This is a genomic window from Ruegeria sp. HKCCA5491 (assembly GCF_013034565.1).
Classification (GTDB): domain Bacteria; phylum Pseudomonadota; class Alphaproteobacteria; order Rhodobacterales; family Rhodobacteraceae; genus Ruegeria.
This window is the reverse complement of sequence record NZ_WQGG01000006.1, coordinates 102,448-122,774: the sequence shown is the minus strand read 5'-3', so window position 1 is coordinate 122,774 and position 20,327 is coordinate 102,448. Positions and strand designations below refer to the sequence as shown.

Here is a 20,327-nt window from a genome sequence, read left to right as displayed (position 1 = left end):
ACGTTAGGATCACATATCGTCCGGGTCCAGCACCTAAGGGATCAGAAGATAGGCAAAAACCGCGTAACCCACGATAGCGGCATAGCCCAAAGGATAGATCCACTTGATCGCATAGTTGTCCAGCTTGCGCGCAGCCTCTTCTCGGCCCGACACTTTGAGCTTGCGCAGGGCCACGTTGAACACAATCAAAGCCCCGGTCATCAGAAACATGCACTGCAGAACAAAATCCAGAAACGTCAGGTAACCCAGCTTGGGCAGATCAGCCGAGATTGCCCAGTTGAAGGCCACAAACACCAAAAGGTTACCTCCGGCGATTTCAATCCGCCTGCGGTATTCGTCCAGAAAGAACAGCGCCCAGCCGACGGTGATCAGCACCAGCATCGGCAGGAAAACACGGATCACATAGTAGGTCAGGTGACGACTGCCTTCAAAGACCAGCGCGATCTGATCACTGTCCTGCCCCGACAGGCCCGGAACCGTCGATGCTTCGACACGGGCGTTTCCAAGAACCCACTCTTCCTCTCCCAGCATGTCGCCCAGGCCCGAGTGATCCTCAAGCGGATAGTAGGACACGTATTCCGATGGAAAGATTGAGACAACTTCAAAGAAGAAATCCTGCGTGTCGAACGGGTATTTGCGAAAATCGAAATGCGGGGCCTGCAACGTCAGATTGGATTTCTCGACATAGACCACACGACCATCATACCGCAGCGAGGCGGCGGACTCGTGTATCCACTTGTTTGACTGCTGGTTGTGAATGACGAAAGCGGGCAGCACGGCCCCGATACTTGCCGCGTGGTCGGCAAGTGCAGGTGGATTGAAAACCCGAATATCCCGACCCAGGGCCTGTTGGTCGAAGGCCAACGCTGGATCGGTCCATTCCACCCGCAGCACGACGACCGCGCCGTAATTCTCGGCCTTTTGGTCGACGCTGGTAATCTGGTCAATCCTGATGCCGATACCAACCTGCAAAGGGTTTTCCGGCGTGCCTGCCAGCGCATCCAGCCGCCCGCCAAGCGCGTTTTGTGCCTGCGCCTGCCCGCCCATGACCAACACGAGGCAGGTTAGGGAAACAAGCAAACAAAGGGCGCGATACACAATCATAGTCATCAGGATTCTTCTGAAAAACAGGGGCCACTCATGGAGGCCCCTGAATAGTTATTCAGACCAACTGATTTCCGTCAGGTCGATGGCGGCCGTCGGCGCGTTCTTCCACAGGCCCTGCACACCCGCCCGTGCAACACCCAACTTGGCAAGCTGGAACAGGTATCCATTGACATAGTCGTTCGAGATCAGCCTTTGGGCTTCTCCCAGCAGCTTTTTACGCTCATCCGGGTCTGTGGTTTCGTTCAGCGTATCCATCAAAGTTTGAAAATCGACGCTGTCATACTGGAAATAGTAATCCGGACGAGCATAGATCCCGATATCCATGGGTTCCGTATGGCTAACAATCGTCAGGCCAAAATCCTTGCCCTTGAACACGGATTCCAACCACTGCGCCCATTCTACGTTGATGATTTCGGCCTGAATTCCTACCTCGGCCAATTGTGCTGCGACGATCTCGCCGCCGCGCCGGGCATATGATGGGGGCGGCAGGTGCAGCGTGGTTTCGAACCCTTTTTCATACCCCGCATCGGCCAGCAACTGGGCGGCTTTCTTGGGGTCATAGGCCGATTTTCCGGTCAGATCGACATAGGCCGGGTTGTGCGGGGCAAAGTGGGTTCCAATCGGTGTGCCATAGCCGAACATGGCCCCGTCGATAATGGCCTGACGGTCAATGGCATGCGCCACGGCCTGCCGCACCCGGATATCATCAAACGGTGGCTGCTTGTTGTTGGTCGACAGGATGGTTTCGCCTTCGGTAGATCCGACAAGCACCTGAAACCGCGGATCAGCCTCGAACTGAGGCAGGTTTTCAGGCGCGGGGAAGTTGTCGAATACGTCCACATCCTCGGCCATCATCGCGGCAAAGGCGGCGGTGGGATCCGAGATGAACTTGAACGTGGCGGTCTCAAGCGCTGGTTGCTCACCCCAGTAATCCGGGTTTCGGTTCAGCGTGATGCTGTCGCCCTGAACCCATTCGCCAAAAGTAAATGCGCCGGTTCCGACAGGGTTGGTCTTTATGTTCTCGATACTCTCGGGGGCCACGATCACCGCGTCACCCCAAGCTAAATTGAACAGAAAATTCCCGTTCGGGGCCGAGAGTGTGACCTTGACGGTCAGGGGGTCCACGACCTCGACGCTTTCGATACCGGCGAACAGGGCTTTTTGCGCATTGGCACTGTCTTCGGCGGTGGCGCGATCAAGGCTGAACTTGACGTCTTCGGCATCCATCGTTGTGCCATCATGGAACGTAACCCCGTCGTGCAGCTTGAAGGTATAGACCGTGCCGTCCTCGGAAATCTCCCAGCTTTCCGCCAGGCCGGGCACGACCGACCCGTCACCCATGAACCGCGTCAGACCTTCGAAGATATTCGTGTACACAACCGAATCGATGGCCTGCGCCGCGGCGCTGGTCGGGTCCAAATGCGGTGGTTCCAGTTGCATTGCGATGGTTATGTCGGACTTGGCCAAAGCCTGCGTTGCAAACAGGCTGGCACCCACCGCAAGGGCCGAGGCAAAGGACCGAAACATCTGCTTTGTCATAGAAATAACTCCCCACTGAATATCCGCGACCCCTTGGTTTCCGGGCCTTTCAAAGACCAATGTCACTTTAAACCTTAGGTCAATCAAGGGATTGTTGGCGCAACCGGGGTTTCTTAGCCCGTGTCCGATCTGCTATGCCGCGCTGCAACATGAATCCCGGAGGAGCGATCATGAGCGCCACCGCCCGCAAAAAGGCCCCGAATGCCGAGGATATCCGCGCCCGTAAAGGGGGCGAACCTCTGGTCAGCCTGACCGCCTATACCACGCCCATGGCACGGCTGATGGATGACCATTGCGACTTTGTTTTGGTGGGCGACAGCGTCGGCATGGTGCTGCATGGTCTGGAATCGACCCTTGGGGTGACGATGGAGATGATGATCCTGCATGGTCAGGCCGTCGCGCGCGGTTTGAACAATGCGATGATGGTCATTGATATGCCTTTCGCCAGTTACGAGCATTCACCAAACGAGGCTTTCCGCAACGCTGCCCGCCTAATGGCTGAAACGGGCGCAGGCGCGGTCAAGCTGGAGGGCGGAGTCGAGATGGCCGACACCATCCGCTTTCTGGTCAAACGCGGCATCCCCGTAATGGCGCATATCGGCCTGACGCCGCAATCCATCAACACGCTGGGCGGCTACAAGGTACAAGGCCGGGACGACCAGGCCGAGGCTGTTCTGGCCGATGCCCAGGCCGTTGCCGAAGCGGGCGCGTTTTCCGTTGTGCTTGAGAAGGTCCCGCAACGGCTGGCCGATCGGATTACGGCTGACATCGCAATCCCCACGATTGGCATCGGTGCCTCTGCCGGGTGCGACGGTCAGATTCTGGTGGTGGATGACATGGTCGGCTTTTTCACCGCCTTCAAACCGAAATTCGTCAAACGCTATGCCGAGCTTGGCCCGCTGGCGGAATCGGCGATCACCGAATACGCAGCCGAAGTCCGCGCACGGACTTTTCCTGCCGAGGAACACGTGTTCTCTGATCAGGCTCCGGCCAAAGGACCCGCTAAATGACTGCACCAATCCTGCGCCGCCTGACGGATCTGCGCGCGTTGACGACTCAGTGGCATAACAATGGTGAAAAGATCGGCGTCGTACCCACGATGGGCGCGCTTCATCAGGGGCATCTATCGCTGGTCGAAGCGGCCAAGGCGGGCTCGGACCGGGTGATCGTGACCATTTTCGTAAACCCCAAGCAATTCAACAACCCCGAGGATCTGGCCAAATATCCGCGCACTGAAAACGAGGACGCGCAGAAACTGGTCCCTTACGGCGTCGACGCGATCTATGTGCCCGACCCCGAAGAAATCTATCCGCAGGGGTTCGCCACCACCGTTTCCGTCGCGGGCCTGACCAATGTGATGGAAGGCGAATTCCGCCCCGGCCATTTTGATGGCGTGGCGACTGTGGTTGCCAAGCTGTTTCTGCAAACGCAGGCGGATCGCGCCTATTTCGGGGAAAAGGACTATCAACAACTGATGGTCGTGCGCCGCATGGCACTTGATCTGGACATTCCGGTCGAGGTGATCGGCTGCCCCACGGTTCGCGAACCCTCGGGGCTGGCGATGTCGTCGCGCAATTTGCGCCTATCGCCGGAAGGGTTGGACATTGCCGCCAACAAACACCGGATCATGCGCGACCTTGCCAAGGAATTGGCCGATGGGGCGCAGTTCGACACTTTGGCTGCGCGGGCTGAAACGGAATTGCTGGCCGCAGGGTTTACGCAGGTCGAGTATATTCAGCTACGCTGCGCCGATACGCTTGAGCCGTTGACCCATGCATCACGCCCTGCGCGCCTGTTTGCGGCGGCCTGGGCGGATGGCGTCCGGTTGATCGACAATATTCCGGTCTGAACGCTCTGGCACCCGCGTCCTTGTTTGCGCTAAAGTCCCGCAAAACAAAACGGGAGGGGCGCAGGCGTGACCTTTATTCTTGCCATTGATCAGGGCACTACATCTTCGCGGGCCATTTTGTTTGACGCGGATATGCAACGCGTGGATACCGCACAGCATGAGTTCACCCAGCACTTTCCGCAGGAAGGCTGGGTCGAGCATGACCCTGAGGAAATCTGGGACAGCGTTCTTCGGGTTTGCCGCGAAGTGATGGACAGTGCCGGTGCGACGCCGGATCAGATCGCCGGGATCGGGATCACCAATCAGCGCGAAACAACCGTTGTCTGGGATCGCGCCACAGGCAAGCCGATCTACAATGCCATCGTCTGGCAGGACCGCCGCACCGCCGAAATCTGCGCCCGTTACAAACAAGCGGGTTGCGAAGACGATGTCACCGCCCAGACCGGGCTGCTGCTGGACCCGTATTTCTCGGGTACCAAGGTGAAATGGCTGCTGGATACCGTACCGGGCGCGCGGGACAAGGCCGAGGCCGGAGAATTGATGTTCGGCACCATCGACTGTTTCCTGATCTGGCGCTTGACCGAGGGACGCAGCCATGCCACCGACGCCACCAACGCCGCCCGCACCCTGCTGTTCGACATCCATAACGGAGAATGGAGCGCCGAGATCTGTGATCTTCTGGATGTTCCGATGAATATGCTGCCCAAGGTGCACGACTGTGCCTCGGACTTTGGAACGACAACCCTGTTGGGCGGCGAGATTCCGATTTTGGGCGTCGCAGGCGATCAACAGGCCGCGACGATCGGGCAGGCGTGTTTCAAACCGGGCATGATGAAATCCACCTATGGCACCGGGTGTTTTGCGCTTTTGAATACCGGCTCAAAGCCCGTGGAATCCAAGAATCGCCTGCTGACAACTATCGCCTACCAACTCAATGGTCAGCGCACTTACGCTTTGGAAGGGTCAATATTTGTCGCCGGGGCCGCTGTGCAGTGGTTGCGCGATGCGCTGCAGATCATCGAGTCTGCGGCCGAAAGCGGCGAGCTTGCGCAACAGGCCGACCCAAACCAGAACGTCGTTCTGGTTCCTGCCTTCACCGGTCTGGGCGCGCCTTATTGGAAACCGGATTGCCGGGGTGCTGTTTTTGGCCTGACCCGCAACTCAGGACGCGCCGAATTTGCCCGTGCGACGCTGGAAAGCATTGCCTACCAGACGCGCGACCTTTGGCATGCCATGCAGGGGGATTGGGGCCAAGACACCAAGGTGACCTTGCGTGTGGATGGCGGGGCCAGCGCATCGGACTGGGCCATGCAGGGTCTGGCGGATTACTTGGGGGCTGCCGTAGACCGCCCCGTCATGCAGGAAACGACGGCACTAGGCGCAGCTTGGCTGGCTGGAATGCGCGCGGGGCTTTACCCCAAGCAACATGAATTCTCGGAAACATGGGCGCTGGACCGCAGATTCGAACCCGAGTTGTCAGAAGAAGACCGAGATGCCGCCTACGCACGCTGGCAACGGGCAGTGTCAGCAGCGATGGCATTCTGAAAAGGCTGAAGGGTCAGCTATGATCCTTCATCAACCGCTGTTTCTGACGTGACCAATCCCGTTTGGCCTGGGTTTCGCGCTTGTCATGGGTCTTTTTACCCTTGGCGATCCCGATCTTCACCTTGGCCCGACCCTTGTGATTGAAATACAAAACCAGCGGCACCAGCGTCATGCCCTTGCGCTGGGTCGCGTTCCACAGGTTCGACAATTCCTTGCGTGATACCAACAGCTTGCGGCGGCGACGTTCTTCATGCTTGAAGACCTTCGCCTGCTCGTAGGGGGCGATATAGCTGTTGACCAGCCACAACTCTCCATCATCGACCGAGGCATAACTGTCCGCAATGTTCGATCCCCCGGCCCGCAGGGACTTGACCTCGGACCCTTCCAACACGATGCCGCACTCGATATCGTCCTCGATCGCGTAATCGAAACGTGCCCGCCGGTTTTCGGCGATGACTTTGTAATTCGGGTCTGTCTTCTGCTTGGCCATGACGCGTTGATTTAGGCGGCTTAAGGCGGCCTTGCAAGCCCTCAGGTCTTAGCCGAGATGATCAGGTCGGGGCCAAAAATTGTGTCGGCATGGTTATGCAGGTAGATCTTGAGCCATGGCGTGAACCGCGCCGGGTGGCGCTGCACCTCGGCCAGAAGGTCGTGATAGTCGATCCAACGAATATCCATCACTTCGTCAGGGTTCGGCTCGATGGTCAGGGGGCCGCGCACATGGGCAAGAAAAACGTCAACCACCTCATGTTCGATCATCGAGTTGCCGACATCGGCGTGATACTCCAGCCGGTGGCGGTATTCGGGGTATAGGCCAGTGATCCCCAGTTCTTCGCGCAGGCGACGCACGGCGCATTCCGAGGGTGTCTCGCCCCAATCGGGATGGGTGCAGCACGTATTCGCCCAGAGGCCCGGCGTGTGGTACTTACCCATCGCCCGACGCTGCAGCAGAATTTCGGTGCCACGCACGACAAAGACCGACACCGCCTTGTGCCGGAGACCCTTTTCATGCGCCTCCAGTTTGTCCACGGGGGTCAACTCGCCATCAACCCAGGCCGGGATCATAATTCCCATTTGATGTCTCCTGCTACCGATCCTACTGAACGGCCGGATAAAATCTTCTGGCTGTCGCCGGACCGGCTTGGCTGTGCAGTTGCATCCCACCGGTGCATTTGAATCCACATAATTCCAAGGTGGCGCTGATCGACTTAGTTATCAACCGCACGAAAGGCCGCAGGTAGCTGCGGCCTTCGCTCAACTTCCCAAGCTTGTGGATGCAGACGTTATTCGCCCGAAACACTAACAATATAAGCGTACACATCCTCGGCACCCGACTTCAGCCGGAATGTCATTTTGGACTTGGCCGCCGTGTCATCCAGATAGGTTTTCAAGAAAGCCTTGGGGTCCTGAGCGTATTCAACAAATGTTGTCTCGTCCCAGACCAGACCGTTTTCACCTGCGGCGGCAAGGCTGTCACCATATTTGAACCCCTCAACCGTTCCGGCCGTGCGTCCGGCAATACCATAAAGGTTCGGGCCGGTCTTACCGCCCTTGACGATTACTTCTCCGGCGGGGTCGGCGATCAGGTGGCAGGACTTGCACTTGTTAAAAGCTTTCTTGCCAGCGTCTGCGTCGCCTTCAGCAAATGCAGGAACGGCCAAAAGGCCCATGAGTGCGGTTGCGAGGATGCGATTCATAGCTTTGCTCCGATACAAATTGGCTGACATGAATGGAAACCTGCAAGAGAGCAGAGTCAACGCGCAGATTGCCGCGTACGAAAGTCGGAAATCACACCGATCCCAAGTCGGCAGCAGCCGCACCATCCTGTTGGGACCAGCAAGGCAAAAGGTCGCCCTCTGCTGGCGTAGCAAGATAAACAGCGCGCGCAATTGCACGGGCGAGGCAGATCGAAGCCGCATGGCCAATCATGCCCAATTCGGGTCCGGTGCTACGGATCTCGCGCGCACCGGTGCTGACCCCGAACACCAAATCCCCGTCACCCGGCGTATGGGCCGGAACAATGGCCCGTGAGATCCCGTCGTGGGCGGCAACGGCCACGCGCTGACACTGTGACTTGGTCAATGCCGCGTCTGTTGCAACGATTGCAATCGTTGTGTTTGTCTTGTCTGGTTCGGCAGGATGCATGACCTGCACTTTACGGCTGATCACCTGCCGCCCCAGACCAGTTGCAGGGTCGGTGCCCCGTCCGCCGAATTCCCGGTCGATTTCGAAAGGCGCGGCCCAAAAATGCCTGTCGCCCGGGGTGGTGACGCTGCCCAGTGGATTCGCGGCGACAAGAGCGCCGACCGTTACCCCGTTGTCCAGAACCAATGAGGCCGACCCCAGCCCTCCTTTGTGCATCGCTGTAAGTGCGCCGGTCCCCGCCCCGCTGCTTCCAAGGTCGAACTGATCCGACGCGGATTCAAAGGCGCGTCGTCCGAGGGCGCGATAGGGGTTATCGTCCCAATCTTTAGCTCCTCCGTTCAACAGATCGAACAGGATCGCGCCCGGTACGATGGGAACAATCGCGCGGCCCACCTGAAACCCTCGTCTGCGTGCGTATAAAGAGTCAGAAACACCGGCGCATGCATCCAACCCAAAGGCTGATCCACCCGAAAGGACAAGTGCATCCACCCTGTCTACGGACTTGTCCGCAGCCAGCAGATCAGTCTCGCGCGTGCCCGGTGCGCCCCCCATGACATGCACTGACGCCATAAAGGGACTGTCCGACGTCAGCACTGTTGCGCCAGACTTCAAAGCATCGTCCTGCGCATTTCCGACCAAAAGGCCGGGAACATCGGTGATCAGGTTCTTTGGTCCGGGGGTCATTTGTTTCTTTGAATTTCGGGCCGAAAAGCGCGCAGGCGCGCTGCCTCCGGCGGGGATATTTCTAGCCAGATGAAGAGCGGATCAGATGCAACGGCCACCGTCGACCTCCAAAGCTGTGCCGGTGATCATGCTGGCCTCGTCCGAACACAGGAAACACGCTGCGTTGGCCATGTCTTGAGGTGTTGAAAAACGGCCCAAAGGGATGGTGGACAGGAATTTGGCCCGGACCTCGGGCGTGTCCTCTCCCATGAACGATTTCAGCAGGGGGGTTTCGCCCGCGACCGGACAGATCGCATTGACACGCACGCCCGAGGGGGCCAGTTCCACCGCCATTGTTTTCGTTGCTGTGATCATCCAGCCCTTAGACGCGTTATACCAGTTTAGGTTCGGACGCGGTGACAGCCCGGCGGTCGAGGCCACGTTCAGAATTGCCCCTGCTCCACGCGTCTTCATCTGCGGAACAAAGGCGCGCGCCGTGAGGTAGACGGATTTCATGTTCACCGCGAAGACCCTGTCGAAATCTTTTTCGGTTACCGCCTCCAACGGGGTCGGCAAGTGGGTGACACCGGCATTGTTCACCAAAATGTCCAGTGGCCCGAGCCTGTCCGCAGCGACCGCTGCCATGTCCTGAACCGAAGGGCCGTCGGCGACATCTACCTGTTGCGCCAGGGCTTGCGCCCCAAGCGAGGTCGCCGTGTCATGAGCCGCGTCGCCGTTGATATCGGCGATCATCACACGCGCTCCTTCGGACAAGAACTTTCGGACGATACCCGCCCCAAACCCTGAGGCGCCACCTGTCACGATTGCGGTTTTTCCTTCCAGCCTCATATCCTTGCCTCCCGGTCGTCTTTGCAGGGCAGAGTAGCAAGGCACCGTAAACTTACCAGATTAATCTTCCGACACCCGACCCCGGAGCGCCTTGACGTCCGAGCGGGCCTTTTTCGCCGCCAAGCGTCGTTTTACCGAGCCGTAGGTGGGTTTTGTCGCGATACGCCGTTTGGGTTTAACCAATGCACGAGCAATCAGGTCTGCCAACCGGTCGCGCGCAATCTCGCGATTGCGGGCTTGGCTGCGGGTTTCTTCACACTGGATGACGATCGCGCCATCCTTGGTCCACCGACGCCCGGCCAGCCGTTTCAGCCGGCTTTTGACTGGATCGGGCAACGAGGGCGAGCGCGCGGCTTCGAACCGCAGCTCAACGGCGGTTGAAACCTTGTTCACGTTCTGCCCGCCCGGACCGGACGACCGCACGAAACTTTCGGTTAATTCCCAATCCTGCAGGACGATATCTTCGGTGATGCGCAACATGAGTTGGACCTTACTCGGCCAGCGCGAAAACAGAAAGGGCCGCCCCGATGGGACGGCCCTTCGAAAGTACAGGAGGTCGGGTCGGTTAGATCAATCGACCAGCCGGAGCGAGCGCTCCGCCAAGGGCTGCCTTAACAGGCGATCCCCCCGGTTGTTCCGACACCTCTCTCCAATCTCTTTCTCGACACTGGATCACCTCCTTTTCTATCTGTTGCGGTTGATAGGGATGGTGACACAAGATGCGCCATTCTCAAAGCACTTTTTTACGCAGGTTGGGCGGACAGCCGCGCAACGATCACCTTGAAGGGGATCAGCGCGATCAACGCCAACGAGAGTTTTACCAACCAGTCAGCAAAGGCGAGCGTGACCCACAGCGGCGCCATCGGGCCTGACAGCATGAAAGGCACAGGCTCCCACGCCCAGTTGATCGCGGCATCGGCATTGGCACCGAAGAATGTGACCGAAGCTGAGAAGGCCAGAGTGAAGAAAATCGCGGTATCCAGAGCCGATCCAACCAGCGTCGAGACCAGCGGCGCGCGCCACCAGCGGCCACCGCGCAGCGAGTTGAACACGGTGACGTCGGTCAGCTGTGCGATCAGGAAGGCCGTGCCTGAGGCCACGGCGATCCGTAACGGCACGGCGGCGTAGGTGAAGCCGTCACCTTGCAGCATGATCTGACTGCCGATCAGCGAACAGATGATGCCGGTGACAAACCCTGCGAATACGACCTTGCGGGCCGGGCTCACCCCGTAGACGCGGTTCATGATGTCAGTGACCAGAAAGGCCAGAGGATAGGTAAAAGCACCCCAAGTCAGCAATCCGTCAAGGATCAGGAACTGGACCAGGATGTTCGAGGCCACAACGATTGTGGCCATGGCAAGAATGCCGGGTATATAGCTGCGTTGCATTTTCAGATGCCCGTTTTGACAAGGTAGCGGCGACTTGGCCAAGGGACCGTCCCAAGGCAAGCCGCGCTTCTAGACGCTTGATCAGAGACTGTCAATCGGGCAGCAGATATTCCACCAGTTCGGTGCGCTGCAGCGCAAGGAAATTGTCATCGGACACCATTGTGGCGCGCATGCGACCGCGGTCATCACGCCAGATCGACACGCCTTCGAGGTTGTCGTGCCCCCCCATTCCGGTGGTGAACAGAACTTCTTCGCCGGTGGGCGTGTCATCCTGAAGCCGCCACCGTCGAAGGCGCGACCGGAAACCTGTCAGCGACACCGAGCGTTCCAGAACGTAAAGCCTGCCGTCAGGTCCGAAATCGGCTGCTACGGGTAAAAACCGCCCGCGCTGAGGCAAAACGAATGGTGTCGACCAGACCTGCCCGCTCCAGCGGTAAACTGGAATGTCGCCATTCTCGGTTCGGCCTTTCTCGGTAAGGGTATAGAGCCGCTGTTTGCCGTCGATCGCCAGCGCCTCGAACGAGCCGTTATTTGGTAACTGGTCAAACGCTTTGGGGCGCGGCAGGACGCGCGCCTTGGATCCCGGCGCTGAATAGTGGGCGACGCGATGAACACGTTCGAACGAAACAAAAAAGCTGCCATCCGGCGCCACGGCCAGCCCTTCGGAGTCACCGGAAGACCCGATTAATGGCTGGCCTGTGCTGGACAGAACCGGCCATTTCCCTGTGACCTCGACACCGGTAATTGCATCGCCTTCGCGTAGAATTCTGGCGCGTACCAGAGTGGCCCGGTCACTCAGAACCATCAAATTTTGGCCGTCCGCAGAAACATGCAGCGCGGAAAACCCTCCGAACCAGCCAGCCGGGTCGCTCCAGGCAAAGCTGCCTAACTCAACGGCAGTCTTTGTTTCGACGGCCCAGGCCGGTCCTGCCAGACAAAACGCGGATATCAGTTGGATTGCAGAACGGCGGCGCATTGCTGGGGCAGATCGGCCAAACGATATTCTCGGCGTTTTTTCGGTGGCGGCGCATTTGGGTCTGGCGGTGGCGGGTTCAGTATATTGTTCACCCATTGCTGCGCTTCGGCGCAGCCGTCACCCTTGGGCGGCGGGTCCTGATTAACGCAGCCTCTGGACCCGCGCGGGCAGGCAAGCCGCACGTGGAAATGATAGTGATGCCCCCACCAGGGCCGAATTTTGCGCAGGTAGGCGCGGTTACCTTTTTCCTCTTTGCACATCTGCACTTTCGCGCCGGGAAAGACGAATATTCGGGCGACGCGTTTGTCCTTGGCTGCCTCACGCAGTACGGCGTGATGCTGCTTGGTCCAGTTGCCGTTGACGAACGCCCCATTGGCACGACGCAGGGAAACAGACGAGATATTCTCGCGCGCCTTGCGGCTAAGCCGCATGTCGTTACCCGGAAGCATCCAGATATCAATATCCAGACCCAACTGGTGCGACCGGTGCCCTGATGTCATCGGCCCGCCCCGAGGCTGGCTGATATCCCCGATATAAAGACCATTCCAACCCGGTTGCCTGGCCGCGAATTGGCTGAGGTCCTGCACATAATCTATCGCCACCGGGTGTCCCCAGTTGCGGTTGCGCGACAGGCGCATGGCCTGCCATGTCGGGCCTGTTTCGGGCAGTTGCACCGACCCGGCGGCACATCCGCGCGAATAACTGCCGAAAGCGGCGGGTTTTTGTTGTGAACTTTGCTTTTGTGCTCCGAATAATTGCTTGGCCAGGGGTTGCGCCCCTGCGGAGCCTGCCAGTGTGATTAAGGCCAATATTGCCAAAAAACGCTGTATTATCATCTGCTCTGATTCCCTTCCGGTTTAACCCAGCGCATCAGGAATAGACCCAGAATAAACAACAGAATGATCGGTGACACCCCCAGACGCGCGCTGCCGGTTGCGGTTGTGGCAATCCCGATCAACAGAGGCGCGGCAAAGGCCGTGGCGCGACCCGACAAACCATACAGGCCAAAGCTTTCCACCGGGGCCTTGGGATCGGTGTGACGCACCATCATGGATCGGCTAGCCGATTGCAAAATGCCGCCCATACCACCAATCAGGATGCCGCAGGCAAAGAACACAAGATCCGGCAGGCCCGATCCATCGGGCAAAGCGATGCCGAAAACCTGCGTCCGGTCCATGGATACGATCGTGACGCAAACAAGGATCAGAACCCAGATGCTGACCAAAATGACCGGTTTAGGGCCGTTTTTCTTGTCCAGCTTGCCACCGACCCACGAAAAAGCAGCGGCGGCCAGAACGCTGACGATCCCGAAGACACCGATCTTGATGAGGTCCCATTCCAGCACCAGCCGGGCGTATACGCCGCCAAAGCTGTAAAGCCCGTTCAGCGCATCACGGTAAAACATCGAAGATCCCAGATAGCTGGCTAGGCTAAGCCGGTGCCGCAGGTTGGAAATCGAATGCGCCAGCAAGCCCAGCGCGTCGCGCACCGAGCCGCGTTTCTTGGACGATGAATCGTCCCGCACCCAAAGGAAATACGGCACCATGAACAGGATGAACCACCCTGCCGTGAACGGGCCGACGAACCGGGTGCCCTGCTGCTGCGCCGCGTCCAGCCCAAAGGCCGGGTCCAGTCCGACCAGCGTCTTGCCGTTGTCCTGCTCGACAAACAAAAGCAGCATGATCGCCAATGAAATCAGCCCGCCGAAATAGCCGAAGGCAAAGCCTGAGCCGGAAATCTCACCCACTTCCTTGTCGTCGCCCAGATCGGGCAACTGCGAGTTGATGAAAATCAACGCATATTCCGCGCCGACAAATCCAAGGCCAAAGGCCGACAGCATCAGCCACATATTTGACCCATCCGGCAGCGTGTACCACAGCGCCGCGGACCCCACGACATACATGACGGAAAACCCAAAGATCCAAGGGATGCGCCGCCCTGACACATCTGCCATCGCGCCCAAAAGCGGTGCGCCAAAGGCGATGATCAGCCCGGTAATGGTCAGGCAATTCGCCCAGACCGTCTGCGCCCGTGCAGCCGCCGCCTGAGAGTCCAGCCCGGTTCCTGCGAAATATCCCGCCGCAACCCCGGCGAAATAGGGTCCAAAGACGAACGTGACCAGAAGGCTGTGATATGGCTGCGTCGCCCAGTCGAAAAACCACCAGCCCCAGATGCGCTTACGCTTAGAAATCTCTGCCATGACTGCCCCTGTTCTTGTTGTTTTTAATAAGACGGGGCTTTGGACCGTTTCGCAAGCGTTCTATTGACCCAGACTTGCTCTTTCGGGCGCGGGCGCTTACGTCTCGTCTGACGCAAATACCGGAGGCCCCATGCTGTCACTGATCCAAATCCTGTTGCTGATCCTGGACATTGTCTGGTTCATCATTCTGGCCCATGTGATCATGAGCTGGCTGATCAACTTTCAGGTTCTCAACCTGCATCAGCAGTTGGTCGCGCAAATCTGGTACGGTCTGAACCGGATACTTGAACCCATCTACGGCCCGATCCGCCGGGTTCTGCCGAATATGGGCGGTCTGGACCTGACGCCTCTGGTCGTTCTCGTCGGCGTCTATGCGCTGCGGATCATCCTGATCAACAATATGGTCTATTTCGTCTGACCTCTTGTTCACCGAATCTTAGTATGTGATTGTCCTGTCATAAGAGCAGATAAACCTAAAAACAGGGCAATCCCCACATGTTCGACGCCGCGCCCCTGCTGCGAGATGTCTTTGGATTCGACGACTTCCGACCGGGTCAGGAAGAGATCGTCGATGCCGTGACGGCGGGCGAAAACGTGCTGGCCATCATGCCGACGGGTGGCGGGAAATCCCTGTGTTTCCAACTGCCTGCCCTACTTCGCGACGGGGTAACGGTGGTCATCTCGCCTCTGATCGCCCTGATGCGCGACCAAGTACGGGGCTTGCAAGAGGCCGGGGTTGAGGCCGGCGCGCTGACCTCGGGAAACACCCCCGAGGAAACCGATGCCGTGTGGGAGGCGCTGGAGGCTGGGCGGCTTAAACTACTTTACATGGCGCCCGAACGTCTGGCCGCCGGGTCGGCACTGGGGATGTTGCGGCGTATCAATGTCAGCCTGATCGCCGTGGATGAGGCGCATTGCGTCAGCCAATGGGGCCATGATTTCCGCCCGGATTATCTAAGGATCGGAGAGTTGCGGCGCGCGTTGAAGGTGCCCTTGGCGGCCTTTACCGCCACGGCGGATGCCGAAACACAGGACGAGATTGTCGAGAAGCTGTTCGACGGCACCGCGCCCCGCAAATTCCTGCGCGGATTTGACCGACCCAACATCCATCTTGCCTTTGCCGCCAAGGACGGGCCACGCAAACAGGTGCTGGATTTTGCTGCTGCGCGAAAAGGGCAATCCGGCATCGTCTATTGCGGCACCCGAAACAAGACCGAAGTGCTGGCCCAAGCCCTGCGCGCCGAGGGGCACTCCGCCTGCCACTATCACGGTGGCATGGACCCCGAGGATCGCCGCAATGTCGAAACCCGTTTCGCGCGCGAAGACGGTCTGATCGTCGTCGCCACCGTGGCCTTTGGCATGGGCATCGACAAACCCGATATCCGCTGGGTCGCCCATGCGGACCTGCCCAAATCCATCGAGGCCTATTATCAGGAAATCGGACGCGCAGGCCGCGATGGTGGCCAGGCCGAAACGCTGACCCTGTTCGGCCCCGATGACATCCGCCTACGCCGCTCGCAAATCGACGAAGGGTTGGCCCCGGCTGAGCGCCGCATGGCCGACCATGCCCGGCTGAACGCTCTGCTTGGACTGGCCGAGGCGCTGGTTTGCCGCCGTCAGACCCTGCTGGGGTATTTCGGCGAACAGGCTGCGCCCTGCGGCAAATGCGATCTGTGCGACACCCCGCCCGAGGTGTTCGACGGTACCACTCCTGTGCGCATGGCCCTATCCGCCATCCTGCGCACCGAGGAATGGTTCGGTTCGGGTCATTTGATCGACATCCTTCTGGCCAATGAAACTGAAAAGGTCCGGGCGCGGCGACACGACGACCTGTCCACATGGGGCATCGGCAAGGACTGGTCCCGCCCGCAATGGCAGGCAATTTTCCGGCAGATGATGGGGCATGATCTGGTCCGTCCCGATCCTGACCGCCACGGCGCGTTGCGCATGACCGAGGCCGCCAAACCGATCCTGAAGGGCGAGGCGCAGATTAACTTGCGCAAGGACACAATCCGCAAAGCCACCCGCCGCCCGGCCGTCAAAGCGATGGTTGCCGAAGAAGACGCACCGCTGCTGTCGGCGCTTAAGGCCAAACGCCGCGCGCTGGCGGAATCACAGCGGGTGCCCGCCTATGTGATCTTCCCTGACCGCACCCTGATCGAGATGGCCGAGACCCGACCCATGACGTTGGACGACTTGGCCCGGATCGGCGGCGTGGGCGCGAAGAAACTGGAACGCTACGGCGATACCTTCCTTGAGGTGATCGCGGGCGAAGCCGCCGCGCTGCACCCCGCCCGCCGCAAACTGGCCGGGCGCGATCAGGGTGAGATTTTCGATCAGCTTCTGGCGGTTCAGAACGATCTGGCGCGCGGTCCAGAAGGGATCGACAAACCGCTGACCTGCTCGGCCTCACAACTGGCCAAGGTGGCGCAACTGCGGCCCGGCGATCAGCGCGGGCTGGAACAGGTGCTGGGCGACCGTCGTCACGAAAGGTTTGGCGCGGCCTTTCTGGACGTGTTGGAACAGGCGGGCTAGATACGCCGTATCAGGCAAGAAAAGAGGGCGGATATGCTGGTAGTGATTTCCCCGGCCAAGCGGCTGGACTGGGCCGAGCGCGACGCGACAGTCACCCAACCCGATTTCCAGGACGACGCGATCCGGCTGTCGAAAACCGCCCGCAACCTGACGCTGGGCGATCTCAAAAAGCTGATGGACCTCAGCGATGATCTGGCGCGTTTGAACCGCGACCGGTATCGCGCCTTTTCCGATGCCCCCGAGGCCGACCTAACCCGCCCTGCCGCGCTGGCCTTTGCCGGGGACACCTATCAGGGGCTTGAGGCTGCATCGCTGGATGCCGATGAAATGGCCTGGGCGCAGGATCACCTGCGGATTCTGTCGGGGCTTTACGGCGTGCTGCGCCCTCTGGACGCCATTCAGGCCTACCGGCTTGAGATGGGCAGCAAGCTGAAGACCCGACGCGGCAAGAACCTGTATGAGTACTGGCGCGACCAGCTCAGTAAGGCGCTGAACGCACAAGGCGCGCAGATCGGGTCAGACATTCTGGTGAATTGCGCCAGTCAGGAATACTTTGGCGCTGTCGATCCCAAGGCGCTGAAGCTGCGTGTGATCACACCTGTGTTCATGGAGGACAAGGCGGGCACCCCCAAAATCGTCAGCTTCTTTGCCAAGAAAGCGCGCGGCGCGATGGCGCGATACATCGTGCAGCACCGCCTGACCGATCCTGCGGGGCTGTTGGACTTTGACACCGGCGGCTATGCACACCGGCGCGAGTTGTCGACCGAGGACAAACCCGTCTTCGTGCGTCCGTATCAGGCCTGAGCCAGCATTGACCGGTCGTAAGCGACCAGTTCAACCGTATTGCCCTCGGGGTCTTCGGTGAAAATCCCGCGCCAGCCAATCCAGTCGAATTGCTCAACCCGGTAGGGCTGACCAATTTGTTCATACCAACGCGTGACAGCGTCTTGTTCTTCGAAAGGCAGCGACAGGGCGATGTGATGCAAAGCCGACGCGCCGCCGGTCACCGGGGATTGATCACCTGTGGGATGCAAGCCCGGACGCGGGGCGGCTGTATAGTGGAACAGGGCCAAAACCTGAGTATGCCCGCCGAAACCCTGCGCGATCTCGAAAAAAACGATCGCACTGTCATGGTCGCCGCTCAGACGCTGCAATCCGATCACTGTTTCATAAAATTCGACCATCGCCGACATATCGGCGCATCGAATGGCTATCTCGCCCAGCGCGCGAGGCTGAAAACCACGTTCATTTAACATGAGTTCAGCCTAATTTGGTTATGGCTGTCCGGCAACGACTGCCTGAGTGCCCTCCGGTTGATGCGTCAGGATCGCTTGTTGGATTTTCTGTTTTTGCAGAGGTTTGGTTAGGTAGTGGTCCAAACCTGCCGACAAGATCCCCTGATCATCTCCTGACATCGCATGCGCGGTCAACGCGACAATCGGAACATGACGGCCTGTCTCAATCTCGCGCCTCCGGATTTCACCGGTGGCCTGCTTTCCGTCCATTTTCGGCATGGAAATATCCATAAAGATCAGGTCCGGATCGAAATCACGATGGACATCCACGGCTTCAAGTCCATTTCCGGCGAACCGCAGTTCGATGTTCAGATCCTTGACCATTTTCTTCAGGATCAGTTGATTGGTCCGGTTATCTTCGGCCGCCAGAACACGCATCAAACGCCCGGCCGAAGGCACGTTCGCGTAATCGGGTTCGACGGTTTCTGGTACAGCTATTTCTGCGGGTTCGGCCCGTGTTTCCTGACCAAGAGCGGTCAGGTGCGTATACAGTTCAGCCCGGGGAATGGGTTTTTGCAGAACGCCTTCGATCAGATGTCGGGCCGGGTTTGCGTGGATGACGGCGGGATTGGCTGACATCACCACAACCGGCAGTTCGCCCCACCCGCGATCTTTCAGGATGGTCGCCAATTCCAGCCCATCCATATCCGGCAGATCGTGATCACACAAAAGCAGGTCAACAGTATCGTCAACTGCGGCCAAAGCCTCTCCACCAGACGAACACACCGTGACACGCGATCCCAACCGGCCGAGCTGCTTCGACAGGATGGCCCGGTTGACCGCCAAATCTTCAACAACCATCACGTGGTGCAGACCCCCACCCAGATCCGGAGGGGCAGGCTGAACGCCTTCGACGGTCGGCATCGACACGCGGAACCCGAAACACGACCCACGCCCCGGTTCACTTTCTACCCAGATCGTACCGCCCATCAGCGTGATCAGACGTTTTGTAATGGCCAGCCCCAGCCCGGTTCCTTCGAACTGGCGGTTGCGTTCATCTTCGACTTGATTGAACTCACCAAATATGTGGTCGATCTTTTCCGGTTCGATCCCGATCCCAGTGTCTTCGATCGCCACGTGTATATCGCAGGTCTTGGTATCGGTATTGGGCACCCCGGTAACGCGGATCAGAACATGGCCGTTGGCGGTGAATTTCACCGCATTGCCCACCAGATTCGTCAGAACCTGACGAACACGACCCGGATCACCAACAAATAGCGTTGGAAGGAACAGGTCATAGTCGACCAGCAGCGTCAGACCCTTGTCACGAACACTTGGCTGCAAAAGCATCGCAACCTCAAGAATACAGCGTTCAAAGTCAAACTGCTCAGGGTGCAGGATCAGCTTGTCCGCCTCGATCTTGGAATAGTCGAGAACGTCATTGATGATGACCAGCAACGCCTCACCCGAGTTGCGGATCGTGTTAAGATAGAGCCTTTGTTCCTCGTCCAGAGGGGTTTCAGCCAGCAGGTCAGTCATCCCGACAATGCCGTTCATCGGGGTGCGTATCTCATGGCTCATATTGGCCAGAAATGCGGACTTGGCGCGGTTTGCTGCTTCGGCCCGTTCGCGCGCGGCCGTCAATTCGGCCTCATGCCGGACCGAGGCCGAGATGTTCAGCGCCAGACTTACAACATCGCCACCATTGCCCCGCTGGTCGATCAGCTTGACATAGTGACCATTCCACAGGCGAATAATTTCCGCGTTAGGATGTGGTTGTGACCAACGGGCCAGCATCCTCCGGATCCAGTCCGGTGCAGCCTTGGAACCCAGATCAATCAGCCCCTCAGCGACCAAAATCTCAAGTATCCGTGGATATGCGACGCCCGGCGCAACTTCGTCGATCCCGTCAAACAAGCTAAGGTAGGCCGTATTCGCCCCGATCAGGCGGTTATCGCCGTCAAAAAACGCAAACCCGTCCTGAAACGTCTGAATTGAATGCCATAAGCGCCGTTCGGCCACCTCAATTTTGGCATTGGCCAGCGTCAGGTCGGATTTGACCTTTTCATTCTCACCCCGAACCGTTTCCACCTCGGCCTGCGTTTCGCCGATGCGCTTGGTCAGGGCCATTGCATGCAGGCCCAGCTTGCGGTTGGCGGCGGACAATTCGGCCTGCTTCATTTCCAAAAGACGCTCTGCCGCCAGACGTGCGCGTCGTTCCTGTGCCAGTTTTGTTGCAAGACTCATCTTTGGTCATCCCGGACTAACCCGAGATCAACATCCAGCCAGAGCGTGA

At 58.8% G+C, this 20,327-nt stretch carries 20 protein-coding genes; 6 read left to right on the top strand and 14 right to left on the bottom strand.

Annotated elements, in window-relative coordinates; genetic code table 11:
- Window positions 1–33: 33 nt before the first annotated feature.
- A complete protein-coding gene (locus GOV88_RS09925) occupies window positions 34–1,110 on the bottom strand; it encodes a hypothetical protein (protein WP_254447348.1) in 1,077 nt (358 codons plus the stop codon).
- Between the two features lie 48 nt (window positions 1,111–1,158).
- Entirely contained in the window at window positions 1,159–2,646 is a 1,488-nt protein-coding gene (locus GOV88_RS09920; RefSeq protein WP_171124106.1) for an ABC transporter substrate-binding protein, read from the bottom strand.
- 170 nt (window positions 2,647–2,816) lie between these two features.
- On the opposite strand from GOV88_RS09920, the gene panB reads away from it, so the two are divergent.
- The 3 genes from panB (at window position 2,817) to glpK (ending at window position 6,040) form a co-directional block, all read left to right on the top strand.
- The gene (panB, locus tag GOV88_RS09915) at window positions 2,817–3,656 is read left to right on the top strand and encodes a 3-methyl-2-oxobutanoate hydroxymethyltransferase (protein ID WP_171240311.1); all 840 of its coding nucleotides are present in this window, start codon (window positions 2,817–2,819) and stop codon (window positions 3,654–3,656) included.
- A complete protein-coding gene (gene panC, locus GOV88_RS09910) occupies window positions 3,653–4,495 on the top strand; it encodes a pantoate--beta-alanine ligase (protein WP_171240310.1) in 843 nt (280 codons plus the stop codon). Before panB ends, panC begins: the two co-directional genes overlap by 4 nt.
- Before the next feature lie 66 nt (window positions 4,496–4,561).
- Window positions 4,562–6,040: a glycerol kinase GlpK gene (gene glpK, locus GOV88_RS09905; RefSeq protein ID WP_171123062.1), complete on the top strand. Its 1,479-nt coding sequence runs from the start codon at window positions 4,562–4,564 to the stop codon at window positions 6,038–6,040.
- Window positions 6,041–6,053: 13 nt separating this feature from the next.
- Here the strand turns inward: glpK and smpB are convergent, their stop codons facing one another.
- The 10 genes from smpB to GOV88_RS09855 form a co-directional block, all read right to left on the bottom strand.
- Window positions 6,054–6,530, bottom strand: coding sequence for an SsrA-binding protein SmpB (smpB, locus tag GOV88_RS09900; RefSeq protein ID WP_171123065.1), 477 nt, complete (start codon window positions 6,528–6,530; stop codon window positions 6,054–6,056).
- 41 nt (window positions 6,531–6,571) lie between these two features.
- Window positions 6,572–7,114: an isopentenyl-diphosphate Delta-isomerase gene (gene idi, locus GOV88_RS09895; protein ID WP_171123067.1), complete on the bottom strand. Its 543-nt coding sequence runs from the start codon at window positions 7,112–7,114 to the stop codon at window positions 6,572–6,574.
- 209 nt (window positions 7,115–7,323) lie between these two features.
- Window positions 7,324–7,737, bottom strand: a complete 414-nt coding sequence (locus tag GOV88_RS09890; protein ID WP_171123069.1) for a cytochrome c family protein — start codon at window positions 7,735–7,737, stop codon at window positions 7,324–7,326.
- Between the two features lie 91 nt (window positions 7,738–7,828).
- On the bottom strand, window positions 7,829–8,869 hold the full coding sequence (locus tag GOV88_RS09885; protein WP_171240309.1) for a P1 family peptidase: 1,041 nt from the start codon (window positions 8,867–8,869) through the stop codon (window positions 7,829–7,831).
- Window positions 8,870–8,950: 81 nt separating this feature from the next.
- A complete protein-coding gene (locus GOV88_RS09880) occupies window positions 8,951–9,697 on the bottom strand; it encodes an SDR family oxidoreductase (protein WP_171123073.1) in 747 nt (248 codons plus the stop codon).
- Between the two features lie 60 nt (window positions 9,698–9,757).
- Window positions 9,758–10,177, bottom strand: coding sequence for an alternative ribosome rescue aminoacyl-tRNA hydrolase ArfB (arfB, locus tag GOV88_RS09875; RefSeq protein ID WP_171123075.1), 420 nt, complete (start codon window positions 10,175–10,177; stop codon window positions 9,758–9,760).
- A gap of 263 nt (window positions 10,178–10,440) precedes the next feature.
- Window positions 10,441–11,085, bottom strand: coding sequence for a queuosine precursor transporter (locus tag GOV88_RS09870; RefSeq protein ID WP_171240308.1), 645 nt, complete (start codon window positions 11,083–11,085; stop codon window positions 10,441–10,443).
- Window positions 11,086–11,176: 91 nt separating this feature from the next.
- Complete coding sequence (locus GOV88_RS09865) at window positions 11,177–12,061, bottom strand: esterase-like activity of phytase family protein (protein ID WP_171240307.1); 885 nt, start codon at window positions 12,059–12,061, stop codon at window positions 11,177–11,179.
- Window positions 12,034–12,897, bottom strand: coding sequence for a penicillin-insensitive murein endopeptidase (mepA, locus tag GOV88_RS09860; RefSeq protein ID WP_171123081.1), 864 nt, complete (start codon window positions 12,895–12,897; stop codon window positions 12,034–12,036). Before mepA ends, GOV88_RS09865 begins: the two co-directional genes overlap by 28 nt.
- The gene (locus GOV88_RS09855) at window positions 12,894–14,261 is read right to left on the bottom strand and encodes an MFS transporter (protein WP_171240306.1); all 1,368 of its coding nucleotides are present in this window, start codon (window positions 14,259–14,261) and stop codon (window positions 12,894–12,896) included. The genes mepA and GOV88_RS09855 overlap by 4 nt, the downstream gene beginning before the upstream one ends.
- A 130-nt stretch (window positions 14,262–14,391) precedes the next feature.
- Here GOV88_RS09855 and GOV88_RS09850 point away from each other — a divergent pair, with 130 nt between their 5' ends.
- The 3 genes from GOV88_RS09850 (at window position 14,392) to yaaA (ending at window position 17,600) form a co-directional block, all read left to right on the top strand.
- Window positions 14,392–14,679: a YggT family protein gene (locus GOV88_RS09850; protein ID WP_171123085.1), complete on the top strand. Its 288-nt coding sequence runs from the start codon at window positions 14,392–14,394 to the stop codon at window positions 14,677–14,679.
- A gap of 77 nt (window positions 14,680–14,756) precedes the next feature.
- Window positions 14,757–16,796 (top strand): DNA helicase RecQ, encoded by a 2,040-nt coding sequence (gene recQ / locus GOV88_RS09845; protein ID WP_171240305.1) that lies wholly within the window; start codon window positions 14,757–14,759, stop codon window positions 16,794–16,796.
- 33 nt (window positions 16,797–16,829) lie between these two features.
- Window positions 16,830–17,600, top strand: a complete 771-nt coding sequence (gene yaaA / locus GOV88_RS09840) for a peroxide stress protein YaaA (RefSeq protein WP_171240304.1) — start codon at window positions 16,830–16,832, stop codon at window positions 17,598–17,600.
- Here the strand turns inward: yaaA and GOV88_RS09835 are convergent.
- Together GOV88_RS09835 and GOV88_RS09830 are read right to left on the bottom strand one after the other, a co-directional pair.
- On the bottom strand, window positions 17,591–18,052 hold the full coding sequence (locus GOV88_RS09835) for a VOC family protein (RefSeq protein ID WP_171240303.1): 462 nt from the start codon (window positions 18,050–18,052) through the stop codon (window positions 17,591–17,593). The two genes, yaaA and GOV88_RS09835, sit on opposite strands and share 10 nt — an antisense overlap.
- Window positions 18,053–18,070: 18 nt before the next feature.
- Window positions 18,071–20,278 carry a response regulator gene (locus GOV88_RS09830; RefSeq protein ID WP_171240302.1) on the bottom strand — a complete coding sequence of 736 codons (2,208 nt, stop codon included), beginning with the start codon at window positions 20,276–20,278 and terminating at the stop codon, window positions 18,071–18,073.
- Window positions 20,279–20,327: the final 49 nt, after the last annotated feature.